Origin of the sequence: Rothia dentocariosa ATCC 17931 (assembly GCF_000164695.2) — a bacterium.
GTDB lineage: Bacteria > Actinomycetota > Actinomycetes > Actinomycetales > Micrococcaceae > Rothia > Rothia dentocariosa.
The window spans coordinates 1,989,643-2,002,299 of the sequence record NC_014643.1 but is presented as its reverse complement, the minus strand read 5'-3'; the positions used below and the strand labels follow the sequence as shown (position 1 = coordinate 2,002,299).

At 49.8% G+C, this 12,657-nt stretch carries 12 protein-coding genes and 2 tRNA genes; 4 read left to right on the top strand and 10 right to left on the bottom strand.

Translation table 11 applies throughout. The annotated features are described in order from the left end of the window. Nucleotides 1-19: 19 nt before the first annotated feature. From dprA to orn, 9 genes are all read right to left on the bottom strand, one after another. Nucleotides 20-1,504 (bottom strand): DNA-processing protein DprA, encoded by a 1,485-nt coding sequence (gene dprA / locus HMPREF0733_RS08635; protein WP_013398959.1) that lies wholly within the window; start codon nt 1,502-1,504, stop codon nt 20-22. Nucleotides 1,505-1,554: 50 nt separating this feature from the next. Beyond that, on the bottom strand, nt 1,555-3,099 hold the full coding sequence (locus HMPREF0733_RS08630) for a YifB family Mg chelatase-like AAA ATPase (protein WP_013398958.1): 1,545 nt from the start codon (nt 3,097-3,099) through the stop codon (nt 1,555-1,557). Beyond that, nucleotides 3,099-3,545, bottom strand: coding sequence for a YraN family protein (locus HMPREF0733_RS08625; protein ID WP_238789094.1), 447 nt, complete (start codon nt 3,543-3,545; stop codon nt 3,099-3,101). The genes HMPREF0733_RS08630 and HMPREF0733_RS08625 overlap by 1 nt, the downstream gene beginning before the upstream one ends. 278 nt (nt 3,546-3,823) lie before the next feature. After that, nucleotides 3,824-4,159, bottom strand: coding sequence for a DUF2469 domain-containing protein (locus HMPREF0733_RS08620; protein WP_013398957.1), 336 nt, complete (start codon nt 4,157-4,159; stop codon nt 3,824-3,826). Next, on the bottom strand, nt 4,159-4,953 hold the full coding sequence (locus HMPREF0733_RS08615) for a ribonuclease HII (protein ID WP_013398956.1): 795 nt from the start codon (nt 4,951-4,953) through the stop codon (nt 4,159-4,161). The genes HMPREF0733_RS08620 and HMPREF0733_RS08615 overlap by 1 nt, the downstream gene beginning before the upstream one ends. Nucleotides 4,954-5,117: 164 nt before the next feature. Further along, nucleotides 5,118-6,236, bottom strand: coding sequence for a signal peptidase I (gene lepB / locus HMPREF0733_RS08610; RefSeq protein WP_013398955.1), 1,119 nt, complete (start codon nt 6,234-6,236; stop codon nt 5,118-5,120). A gap of 105 nt (nt 6,237-6,341) precedes the next feature. Beyond that, nucleotides 6,342-6,902 (bottom strand): signal peptidase I, encoded by a 561-nt coding sequence (gene lepB / locus HMPREF0733_RS08605; RefSeq protein WP_239661837.1) that lies wholly within the window; start codon nt 6,900-6,902, stop codon nt 6,342-6,344. Between the two features lie 94 nt (nt 6,903-6,996). Next, nucleotides 6,997-7,344, bottom strand: a complete 348-nt coding sequence (gene rplS / locus HMPREF0733_RS08600) for a 50S ribosomal protein L19 (RefSeq protein WP_004004530.1) — start codon at nt 7,342-7,344, stop codon at nt 6,997-6,999. A gap of 254 nt (nt 7,345-7,598) precedes the next feature. After that, nucleotides 7,599-8,234, bottom strand: coding sequence for an oligoribonuclease (gene orn / locus HMPREF0733_RS08595; RefSeq protein WP_041321757.1), 636 nt, complete (start codon nt 8,232-8,234; stop codon nt 7,599-7,601). A gap of 256 nt (nt 8,235-8,490) precedes the next feature. On the opposite strand from orn, the gene mptB reads away from it, so the two are divergent. Continuing rightward, nucleotides 8,491-10,134, top strand: coding sequence for a polyprenol phosphomannose-dependent alpha 1,6 mannosyltransferase MptB (gene mptB, locus HMPREF0733_RS08590; protein WP_013398952.1), 1,644 nt, complete (start codon nt 8,491-8,493; stop codon nt 10,132-10,134). 172 nt (nt 10,135-10,306) lie between these two features. Then, nucleotides 10,307-10,379, top strand: a tRNA-Arg gene (locus HMPREF0733_RS08585). 104 nt (nt 10,380-10,483) lie between these two features. On the opposite strand, the gene HMPREF0733_RS08580 is transcribed toward HMPREF0733_RS08585, so the two are convergent. Next, the gene (locus HMPREF0733_RS08580; protein ID WP_013398951.1) at nt 10,484-11,389 is read right to left on the bottom strand and encodes an HNH endonuclease family protein; all 906 of its coding nucleotides are present in this window, start codon (nt 11,387-11,389) and stop codon (nt 10,484-10,486) included. 384 nt (nt 11,390-11,773) lie between these two features. Here HMPREF0733_RS08580 and HMPREF0733_RS08575 point away from each other — a divergent pair, with 384 nt between their 5' ends. Both HMPREF0733_RS08575 and HMPREF0733_RS08570 read left to right on the top strand, forming a co-directional pair. Then, nucleotides 11,774-12,436, top strand: a complete 663-nt coding sequence (locus tag HMPREF0733_RS08575) for a single-stranded DNA-binding protein (protein WP_013398950.1) — start codon at nt 11,774-11,776, stop codon at nt 12,434-12,436. Between the two features lie 133 nt (nt 12,437-12,569). Then, nucleotides 12,570-12,642, top strand: a tRNA-His gene (locus tag HMPREF0733_RS08570). The last annotated feature ends 15 nt before the right edge of the window (nt 12,643-12,657 follow it).

The window sequence follows — 12,657 nt, the reverse complement described above, 5'->3', positions numbered from 1 at the left end:
AGCAAGTCCATGTACTAAGCTATGATGCTGAGCGAGCTGCCTGCCGTATTTTACGCCACCCGAACCCATCGGTTTCTGCCAGACCTTGTTGCGCCAATTGGCTCAGTTCTACCATAGTACCGCGCAAAGGCAAGCCGATGTGGCCCGCAAGCTCCTCCGCCGATCGATAGGTCCGCGGGGACATCATGTCCCAAAGCCGTCCCTGCGCCTCCGACATGGTATCGAGAACTGTGCTTTGCTCGTGATCATGACTTTGCTTTTCTTCCTGCAGAGCATCGAACCCTTCACGAGCTTCCAGAATATCTTGTATCTCGCTCAGGATACGAGCATAGCCATCCCGAATAAGCCTGTGACAACCTACAGAGTTCGGAGAGTTAATATTCCCTGGAACAGCCCAAAGTTCCCGTCCGATTTCAAGTCCGTGCCGGGCGGTGTTGAGGGCGCCCGACCTCCAACGTGCTTCTACCACCACAATGTCGTGTGAAAGGGCTGCAATAAGACGGTTACGCTCTAGGAATCTCCACCGTGTGGGTGTATTTCCAATAGATACTTCGCTCAGAATAAGGCCTTCCTCCACAATACGGTGCAAAATCTCACTGTTCTGCACGGGATAGAAATGATCCAGGCCTCCAGCCATGAGCGCAATCGTAGGAACCGCAGAATTTCCTGCGGCAAGCGCAGCACGATGGGCAGCCACATCAATGCCATAAGCCCCACCGGAGATAATAATGTGACTCTTCTGCGCTAATTCATGTACTAAATATGATGTTGCATCAGCCCCGTACACACTCGCATCGCGCGAACCAACGACCGCAACACATTTCTGAAAATACTCTGTTAGTATCCGTAATTTTGCGGGATCACCCTTGCCCCACAGACCATACGGAGTTTCATCCCCTAAATCTTGCAGGTGGTTAGGCCAAAAATCATCAACAGGGGTTACAAGCCATATGCCGCAAGATACCGCCATAGCGCATTCACGTCGAGGTTCAAATCGCTGACGTCCCTGCCATCTCCTACGCTTCTTTGCGATACCACGAGTAAAGTCCTCATAGCTCATGGAATGCTGACCGGGTGTATAACTGACCCCTGCGGCACGAAGTACATCGGCAATTTCTTCGCTGGGTTCTCCCCCATTCCACCACGTTTCCGTCATTCCTTCCGGATTAGTCACGCAATACAAAGTAAGCGGAGCCCCCAAAGTTTTTAGTCCCTCAACGATCAGAGGGTCCGCAGGATCAGCAAAGCGCATAATAAGGGCGGTACATAACCGAATATAGGCTCGCACCTGGCGTATCCGTTCTTCCGGTTCCAGGTTTTCCTCAAATAGCAGCTCGGCTTCTTCATCCTGCAACTTCGCATTTATTCGCCACTGAAACGGTGTCGAACTTTCAAAAGGTTCCGGGATGTACGCTTGGTCTAGGCTTTCAAGCTCTTTCCGGCGATACGTCATTAACTGTTGAAAATATGTATGGTTTTCTACGTCTAAAAGTACGTCTGGCATGATAGTTCTCTCTTCACTATGCTCGTTTATTCCATCAACGTGGATAATTTTTATAGCCCTTGATGCCCACCCTGCTGCCGCAGGAATAAAGCCACATCAAGATGTTCCTGTTGGGGTGAGGTCGTGCCGTCTAGGTCGCTCAGAGTCCATGCGGTGCGTAACACGCGATCGTATCCGCGCGCTGTTAAAGTGCCCCGGTCTACGGCTCGGTTAAGACCTTGTACCAAGGTTGAGTTCAGCCGAAGCGGTCCGCGTAGAATTTTTCCATTCGTCTCAGCGTTAACCCGTAACCCATAGGGAGATAATCTTTCCACCTGGGCAGCACGAGCTGTGATAATCCTTTCTCGAATACTGCGAGAACTTTCCCCGCGTTCTTGGCTGGCAAGCTCGGCGGAGGATACTTTAGGAACCATCAGATTAAGGTCTATACGGTCAAGAAGTGGTCCCGATAAACGACTGAAATATGAGCGTCGCTCACGAGGGGTACAGGTGCAATCAGCACCGGTACCTACGTTCATTCCACAAGGACAAGGGTTGGCAGCAAGAACTAATTGAAACCGGGCCGGGTAAATTGCTGAGGCCGCAGCTCGATCAAGAACTATTTCTCCGCTCTCCAAAGGCTGGCGCAACGAGTCGAGCACTGTACGTTTAAACTCTGGAGCTTCGTCCAGAAAAAGTACTCCGCGATGGGCTTTTGAAACGCAACCCGGTCGCGGGATTCCGCTACCTCCTCCCAAAATAGCGGGTGCAGATGCGCTATGGTGCGGAGCTTCAAAAGGCGGTATACGCACTAGTTCGCTCAAAGATGCGTCCGATGAGCAGAGCGATTGAATCGCTGTTACCTCCATAGCTGCTTCATCATCAAGAAGCGGCAGAATAGTAGGAAGCCGCTCTGCCAGCATTGTTTTCCCAGATCCGGGAGGACCCTGCAGCAAAATATGATGTCCCCCGGCGGCAGCAATTTCGAGGGCAAATCTTCCCTGTTGTTGCCCCGCAACATCAGACATATCAGCTAATACCGCAGTATGCGCAGAAGGATTCGGAGTCATCGACTCAACCGGCGCTGGTGGATATTTCAGGTTCTCTATGCTCGCTCCGAAAGCAGAAAATACTTCTGCCAAACACCGAAATCCGGCAACCTGAATTCCCGGGATTAACGATGCCTCTGCAACGTTGGCATGGGGCACCACTACGCGCGAGTGCCCCGCATCAGCGGCAGCTTTTACAGCTGGCAGTATGCCAGGAACAGACCGTAAAGAGCCGTCTAGCCCTAGCTCCCCAAGAAAAACGCAATCGCCGCTAGGATGTAAATTTCGTTCAGCTTGCAGAGCCGCGATTACCATCGCAAGATCAAACCCAGAGCCACGCTTAGGCAGTGTTGCGGGTGTCAAGTTAATGGTGAGCCTGTGCTGTGTTAACGAAATACCCGAGTTCTTAGCGGCAGAGCGAACACGCTCTTTAGATTCGTTAAGAGCTGTATCGGGAAGGCCCAAGAGCACAAATCCAGGAAGCCCTTGAGAGACATCCGCTTCAACATCAACGATATGACCGTGAAGCCCAACCAAAGCTACAGAGTACGTACGTGCAAACCCCACTACGCCACCCCCATCAAGTGTTCGAAGGTGAACTTTTCAGGAGTTCCTGTCACCGCAATAGCATCAACACGAAAATGCCCAAAATCAAGGTTTTCGCGTAGACGACACCATAGTATAGCGAGTTCACGTGTGCGTTTAGCCTTATCACCATTGATAGCTTCAAAAGGATGCCCGTACTCTTCTGAGGATCGAGTTTTAACTTCGACAAAAGCCAGCTCGTCCTGGGGAGTAATAGCAATAAGATCTAGCTCTCCCCGCAACGGAATATCTAGCCCTGCGGGCGGACGCCAGTTACGTTCCAGAATCCGGTACCCATTAACACTAAGAATCTGGGCAACTAGGTCTTCGCCCCAGCGCCCCACCCGATGTGCCTTCGCAGGTCTACGAATCCAGCTTGGCTTTCCCAGTGTGCGGCTCGATGGCGTGCGCGACGTTATAGCTGTCATAGTGGCTCCTCATGAGAACACCAAAACTCATGCGAAGCTCACTAGCTCCCCAGATTCTTGGCGCATAGCAGATGTTCTTGCCTCTACTATGACCGCTGTATCCATAGTACGCGGGCTCTACTCTGAGACTTGTGGAAAACCTAAGGGAGAGGGACACTTTTCTTTGTTATCCACAGCGATTTATGCGAAAACTTCCCATTAACCCCAAAAATTTGAGTCTGAGAGCCAGCTATAAACCGCTATATTAAGCTCAGTCTTTTGCCGCGCTACGGTTGCTTTTATCCTAAGTCATCGGGAAGATCAGCAATTTCTGGCACCGTAAAGTCCTGATTTGGTAGCCGTTCTTCAACATTTACGTCACGAGTCGAAAAAGCTCGAACATTCTTGACGAACCGATTAGTGCGAAAAACATCCCACACCCACACATCATTCATCACGACCTCAAAGTATATGGTTCCCTCCCGGATCTGAGGCGTTACATCAACCTTATTTGCGAGATAAAACCGGCGGTCCGTTTCAACGGCATAGCTAAATAGCGACATAACATCTTGGTACTCCCGGTACAATGCCAGTTGAGCATCGGTCTCATAGTTTTCCAGTTCTTCTGCACTCATTAACTTTCCCCGTCTTCCCCCGAAACCTTCAATACTTCGCTGCGACCGATACGTGTATTAGTCAGTTGCTCTTCTGTAGCCGGTAACGACCATGAAAGACGATGATAAATACTAGGTCCATACTCGCTAATAGCCTGACGATGCGCCACAGACCCATACCCCTTGTTCTTCGCCCAGCCGTAGTGTGGGTTCTCTGCCGATAAGGATTCCATAAAGGCATCACGATCGACTTTGGCAACCACCGAGGCGGCAGCTATAGAAGCACACTGATAATCACCCTTAATAATCGTGGTGACTGGACCACTCCAACCTTTTTCTGCGGCCGAGTTAGCACCGTTCCATATGCGGTGAAGCAATTCCTCATACCGACGGTATACAGGGTCTATAGAATCGAGCAGGTTCGCAGGCTGAGGGCTGAGCCAATCATGTTTCCCATCCAAAAGTACGGCCTCAGGGTATAAACCTCGATGCGCAAGATCGGCGAGCGCTCGCTGCGCCGCCAGTCGTAGTGCGTAGGTCATTCCTAAAACGTCTATTTCGGCGGGTGTAGTGTGCCCAATAGCGTAGGAACACCATTTTTGGATACGCGGTATAAGGGCTTCACGGCGTTTTGGGGTTAGGGCTTTTGAATCCGTGAGTCCTTCAAGTATCTGCTGATTTTGTTGGTCTAACACGGCAACACCTACGCTTACGGGACCTGCTAATGCTCCACGCCCGACTTCGTCTAGACCAGCGATCAAGCGATACCCTGCGGTAAAAAGTTTTTGTTCATGCTCAAGATTCGCGCTATGCATGTGTAGTCTTATCTTTCCACGTGAAAATACCAACGGACGAGGGGCATGGTATCGCTTATATAAACATCGTGTATATGAGGTATACCCGTTTTATAGGTACGAGGTGGAATAGGATTTTCTTCCTATTCCACCTCGTGGATGGGCAATATGTTCGCACTGGTCAATTACGGGTTAGGGACCGAGTCGAAGACCTTCTTTTCGTCATCCAACATTCCGAAGTGGTTCAGCGGCCAGGCAATCACGAAAACTGTTCCCGCTATGTCATCTCGTGGGATGAAGGCGTGCCCGTCGGCAATGTGAAACCTGGAGTCGGCAGAGTTATCACGGTGGTCACCCATCATAAAATACTTTCCTTCGGGTACCGTCACCTTAAAGGGAATGTCTGAGGGGTTTGACCCGGGGTGTAGATAGGGTTCCGTGATCTCAACACCGTTAACCTTGATCTTTCCGCTGCCATCACTTTCTACCGTATCACCAGGCAGACCGATAACTCGTTTCACCAGGTAGTTTGAGGATGTGTCGGGTAGGATACCAACAAAGGTAAGTCCATCGGAAATGGGGTTGGAGCTCTTCTGCCCTGAGGGAATCCAGCCCTGTGAGTCTTTGAAGACAACAACATCACCACGTTTGGGGTCATTGAAATACGACCCGGCAACGTTGATGAAGACCCGATCGTTAACCTGCAGAGTATTTTCCATAGACCCTGAAGGAATGTAAAAGCCGCGAATCAGGAATGTTTTAATAACGAAAGCGATAATCAGAGCATAAAGGATGATCGTGCCTGTTTCACGAACTTGAGTCCAAGCCCATTCGCTTACTCGTCCCTCAGCTTGCGCCTGTTTGAGGGTCAAAGCCTGTTTCTCTTTTTTCCTTCGCTTCTTTTCTTCTTTAGCGCTAAGAGCTGGAGCGGGCTCTGTCTCCAGTTCTTCCTCATCAGCTTCTATCTCTTCCGTATATTCTGCCTCATCATTACCATCATATTCGGAAGGATAATCGTCATATTCAGCTGAGGCTTCCTCGGAATCTACTGGTTCTTCCTCATCTTCCGGGTATTCCACATACTCTGAGGCATCGTATTCTTCCGGTTCATACACATCCTGCTCGTCTTCATAAGCATAATCCGTATACTCGCCCTCTGGATCTTCTTGCGACTCAATGTACGACTGTTCTTGTTCTTCATAGACCAGGCGCTCTTCAAGCTCCCGGCGCTCACGGCGACTCCGCGGCTGATAGTTAGCTGGGACGGAGTTCTCATCGCGTGATGAGCCGTACTGGTTAGCCATATCGAAGACCTTTCTAGGGGCGAATGGTTCTTAGCTATTGTATAGGTGTCTGCCCTTCAAATGCAGTTTATTTGAGGGTTTTACGCCTGTAGACATACACAGATATCAAAAATGGAGACGAAAATCCACGGTTCCAATAATCTTATCGGTTCGGATTAGCCCTCCACCAGGTGCTCCTAGTAAAGACCTAGAGTCAACTGATACCGAGCGGTGATCGCCCATGACCCACATGCGTCCGCGCGGTACTACAACGTTAAATTTTGTGGTTGAAGGTGAGTCTTGTGGGTAGATATAAGGCTCGTCTAGAGGCTCTCCGTTGAGAGTTATCTCGCCTTGGTCGGTACAGCAGGATACGGTATCACCCTCAAGTGCAATCACTCGTTTGATGTAAACGGTTTCTGTAGGAGCTAGACCCAACCACTGCCCGGTGTGTTTTACTGGGTCGTTCCAGAACCCGTCCCCTGATTTATAAGGCGACAGTGACCCAGTACCATCAAAAACGACAATATCGCCTCGATGTATGTGGGAGCTATCAGACAGCTTCGAGACTAAAACACGATCCCCGGGCATATAGGTAGGCTCCATAGAGTCAGATGGAATATAGTAAACATCCGCTATAAAGGTACGGATACCCAGCATAATGCATAGTGCAAGAGCGCAAGCCACAAGAACAAGGCGCCATCCCCTAACGGAATGACGCCTCATCTGAGGTTCTGCCGAAGATTCGGCTAACTCCATATGTATAAGACCTTGATATGTCTTAGAACTCGCGCTTCTCGCGGATACGAGCTGCCTTACCGTGGCGATCACGCATATAGTACAGCTTGGCACGGCGAACATCGCCGCGGCTAACAAGCTCAATCTTCTCAATTACCGGGGAGTGCACCGGAAAAGTACGCTCAACACCAACACCGAAAGAAATCTTACGCACGGTGAAGGTTTCGCGAATACCAGCACCCTGGCGTCCAACAACAAAACCTTTGAAAACCTGAACACGGCGGTTCTTACCCTCAACGATGTTCACATGAACATTCAGGGTGTCGCCGGGTGCAAATTCGGGAATGTCGTCACGAAGGGACTTCTTGTCGAGGAAATCAAGAGTTTGCATGTGTTGCTCTCCTGAGTCATCTGCCGCAGGTCAAATAGACTCGATTAAATCTATCGTCCAAGGTGGTAGATAGAAGTTCTATAACTTAGAACATGATTGATGTTCTAAGGTCCGCACTGTTATGGTCGCTCTTCCCCCTACGGCAGGGGCGTGCCCAGCGCAAACACAGTTTTTTATTATGTCAGATACCGCAGTGGTGAGCAACTACGAGCTTCTATCGAAGCACGTTTTCAGAGCCTACTACGGCGTATCTCTTACGCCTCTTCAAGAGTCTGACGTTCTGTTTCCACGTCGCGAGCTATACGAGCTGCGGTAATCGCATCCGGTGCATCTGGAACAAAAATTGCGTGACGGTAGTATTTGAGTTCATCAATCGAGTCTTTGATATCTCCAAGAGCACGATGGTTTCCGGTCTTAACTGGCGCATTATGACGAGCAGCCGGGTACCAGCGCGCAGCGAGCTCTTTGATCGTCGATACATCAATTACGCGGTAGTGCAAATGCTTCATAAGATCTGGCATATCGCGCTCCAAAAAGCGTTTATCCATGCCGACTGAATTTCCGCCCAACTGCGCTTTGCCCGCTACGGGAACATACTTCTTGACGTATTTAAGAACTGCTTCCTGCGCTTCATGCATAGATACGCCATGTTCAAGGTCTTCTAGCAGCCCCGAAGACTCATGCATCTTTCGCACATAGCTATTCATGTTCTCAAGAGCTCCAGCGGGTGCCTCAGAACCGGGTTTGATCACGAGCTCTACGCCTTCACCCAAAATATTAAGATCGGAATCCGTCACAAGAACGCCTATTTCAATCAGTGCATCCTGTGTAAGATCAAGCCCGGTCATTTCGCAGTCAATCCATACAATACGTTCACTTGAAATACTCACGCTTTAACTCTACAGATTTTCTACGTGCTCTCCTAGCTACGGCAGTTCGCAGCATTCTCATTTTTCTGTATCTACCACCCTAAAAAATTTGATTGTGACCTATATGAGAATCAAACCTTCCCCACACGCGACCTAAAACACGTGCGAAGAACGGTAGTCTTGTGGGTTTCACACAGGAGACAATGAAGGTGCTCGGGTATTATGGAGAGCGTATTGGATGTAGAGCTAAAACCCCTAGTGAAGGGATTCCTAACGCATGAAAACGCGGTATATGCAGTGGCGGTCAAGATTTTTTACAAAGCCCACCGCAACGTCGCCGCGTCTGCAAAAGTACATTGACAGTAACCGTCTTCGCACGCTGCTGCTGGGCGCTTTTGGCTCTGTCCTTATCGCCCTTAGCTCATACGGCGTTGGCTGGATTGCAGATAGCTCAGGTTTTTGGCGCAATAACCTGATACGCACTATACGTTATGAAGTTTCGTGGGTAATCGTTTGTATTATCGCACTTTCGCTAGGCGCCATGATTATGTGCCGTGAGTGGCTGCGTATCTATCAGAAGATGGGTACCTGGAATAATTCATCGCTCCGGTGGATGATCGCAATTGTTACCTGCTGGTCACTGCCCCAGGTTTTTGCTCTTACTATCTATAGTCGCGATATGTTCTCCTACTATGGGCAGGGCATGGTTATGGCTCACGGACTGAACCCCTATAAACAGGGGGTTTCTGAGATAGCGAACTTCATGCAGAACGGTGCGGACCCGCAATGGGCTGAGTCTCCTCCGCCCTACGGGCCTATCTCACTCAAAATCGAAGAATTCATCGCTCGCATCGTCGATGGAAATATCGATCTCGCCATTTTCTTGTTTCGTCTTGTCAGCGTCCTCGCCGTTATCGGCATCTTGTTCTTTGTCGTAAAACTCGCACAGCTTTACAAATATAATCAAACGCGAGCGCTCTGGCAGGTAGGCGCTAATCCCCTGTTCATAGCTTCTTTCATAGCGAGTGGTCACAACGATTCCTTGATGACCATGTTTATGCTTGCAGGTCTCTACTTTGCGAAGCGATACCCCAATGTCTATGGTGGCGTTCTTGGCGTTACGATGGTGACTTTCGGCGTCGGGGTGAAGCCTCTAGCGCTTGTGGTACTCCCCTTTGTTGGCTTGCTGTGGGCGGGTAATAACGCCAGCTGGGTACGCAAATTCACTATCTGGTTTATCTCAGGAATTATTCTTCTTGCCGAGCTCGCTATTTTAGGTTATATAAGCGACCTTGGTTTCGGTTGGGTCAGCGCGCTCTCCACTACGGGCGGTCAATACATTTGGTACACTCCCATCGGCTTGGTGATCGGTTTTATTGGGCTTTTCGCGCACGGTGATTCCTTCGATGCTGTCAAGAAAATTCTTGAGAATATTGGCAAACTTCTAGGCATCCTGAGCGCGTTAAGCTTCGCATTTGTCGGTCGATACCGTAATGTGGTGCGGTACGCAGGCCTCGCGATTCTCGCCATGCTTTTTTTCAGCCCGATGATTCAGTCGTGGTATATTCTCTGGGCTGTTCCTATGATTGCTGCGACAGGTCTGCGCTCTCACTTCCAGCTGATGTGGTACTTTGTGACAACCTTGTTCTTTATGGCGTATGCGGTATGCGATCAGCTGTACATCTCACCATATCTGAACGATTTCAACCAGGGAATGGCGCGTCTTATCGCCATTTTGATCTGTCTGGCCTATATCGTCTATCTGATGGCGTTAGACCCGGCAACGCGACGTATGGTGTACTTGAGCTTCCACCCACATCAGGTAAAGCGAACTATCACACGGATGTGGTGGCAACTCTTCCCTCAGACACGTGAAAGGCTCCGTGCGCGGCGCACCCGTCAAATATTGCAAAAACATTAAGCTCGGCGGACACTTGAGCGTAAACCCCTGTCATGGCGCGGAACCATGCTATGGCGATTCAGGATTTTTTCCATAAATTTGTGTCATTTTTCGAGTTCGTTTACCATAATGTGACTTTTCGGTGTACTCTATAAATGTATTTCACACCGATATCGAAGACAGTGAAATGCATGCCTCAGTAGCTCAGAGGATAGAGCAGGAGCCTTCTAATCTCTTGGTCGGGGGTTCGATTCCCTCCTGGGGTACCCGTACACACGAGCGCCGTTCCCTCAGATTGAGGGAGCGGCGCTCGTGCTTGTACCGATAACCCCGTAACCACCTGTGCATTCTTGCAAACGGGTGTGTACCGTTATTTCTTCACAGGGTTCGTATCTTTACACGAATTCAGCACGTTCTCCATAGCGCGTTTTTCATCGGCAGTGACCCATAGCTGATATTTTGCTTTTACATGCACCTGCCGCGCCACATATGTGCATCGGTAGGCCGTATTGCCAGGAAGCCAATCAGAAGCATCGGCATCAGATTTCTGCATATTTGCGGGCCCGTCTGCTGCTACCAGGTTCTCGGGGTCGTTCGCGAGCTCACGACGTTTTTCCTCGCCAATATCTTGAGCCCCGGTCTGCCACGCATTCGAAAGCGCCACCACATGGTCGATCTGAACGGCACTTGAAGACTTCTTACCTCGTTTAAATTCGATTGTCCTGCCGGTATAAGGATCGTCAAGAGTTCCGGTTTGTACGGTGCAAGCACGAGTTCCCGCTTTGAAACGAATATTTGTTAAATCACGACGCAAAATATCATCACGAGTATTACATCCATTATGATCGACATCGTCCCAGGCAGCACCAAATTGCTCACGCGTATATCCGGCTTTTGATGCCCGCTCTTTCACAGGCAGGGTAGCAAGCTCCTTCTTCGCCGTCGATAAGTTAGGTGCATATGCTGTGGCTGGATCAACCGCATCATGCGGGTTCCTGACCTCTTCCAGAGACTCAGTTTTGACGTTTTGCTCTTCGCCGTCCCCTGTAGCAGAAGATGAGGCACTAGGGTTACCCAACAGCCCGCCTTGGCTATGCCGCCCAATATAGATAACGGCAATAATCAGCACGATGATCACAAGAATAGCCAAAGCAGTATAGAGAAAACGCTTGTTCTTAGGATCCATATCTGGAGGCAAAATCTTGCGCGGGTCTACATCGGCAATCTTCTTAAAATCGCGAAGATTCGGCGTAGGAGGCCTTTTAGACTTTGTCACGATGTTCTCCAGTACGTCTGCGGCATAGATATGCTGTTAGATTTAGCGCGCTCATAAAGCTTACGAATGAGAAAAAATCTCATGCTAAAACCGAATTCACCGGTATTGCACTACAAGGATAGGGGTTTATAGAGCTAGAAAGAAATCCAGAGGTAAGGGGTTTTCTTTACCAATATTGTGACACGTATCAGAAGTTCCCCGCCTCTCCTGTCTATCCACAGGATCAGAATTCTTGTCCCGTTCAGATAGGCTATCCACAGGTGCACATACAACGCTCTCTTTATCACACTACATTGAGGCACACTAGAAAAACCGTGCCCCACTTTGACAGGGGATGCACATTATCTAATTAACACACCACCTAACATTTCAGGGAGCTCTATCATGGCTGATACCGTTATCCTACGCGGGTTTACCGCAACCGCCCCACAGCTACGCACACTTCCGACCGGAATTCCAGTCGTCAATTTTAGGTTGGCAAGCACGCCACGCTGGTTTGACTCAGCAACAAACTCCTGGCGCGAGGGACAAACAAGCTGGTACACTGTCTGCGCCTACCGCAAGCTGGCACAAAATATTGCCGCCTCCCTCACAGTGGGAAGTCCCGTACTCCTCACCGGGCGCGTTCGCACACAACAGTGGCAGCGCGAAGACGGTTCTCAAGGTGCATCTGTCGAAGTTGATGCCAGCAGTATCGGTCTTGACCTTACCTTCGGCACCAGCACATTCTCACGCGCTGTAGAGCACAGCGGCACGCAATCCCACACTCAGGATGACACAACAAACCCGGTTCAGAAGGATATATCGCAGGACGGCCATGCCGCTCCCCAACAACCATCGAGTACACAGCAATACCCAAACCGCGCCCTTCAAGAAACTGGACCACGAGGAACAGCATCTTCACCTCAACGGGAATTTTCACAACCCAAAAACACTGTTCCAGCATCTACAGATACGCACCAGACTGTTCAACAATCTTCAGAACCTACAAATAGTTTTGAGTATGAGAAACAAAGCGATCAAATATCTGAAATGGCACCCTTCTAGAATTCAACATCACAACTTCTAAAAACCGCATATAGCGTGCCGCGTATCACCTTGAATTGATTTGTCACAAGTTATCGAACTCATGTAGAGTAGTATCCGTTGCAATCGCGCGGGAAACCGCATGATGCACATGGTGGTCGTAGCTCAGTTGGCAGAGCGCCTGGTTGTGGTCCAGGAGGTCGCGGGTTCAACCCCCGTCGATCACCCCGTCACTAGGGTCG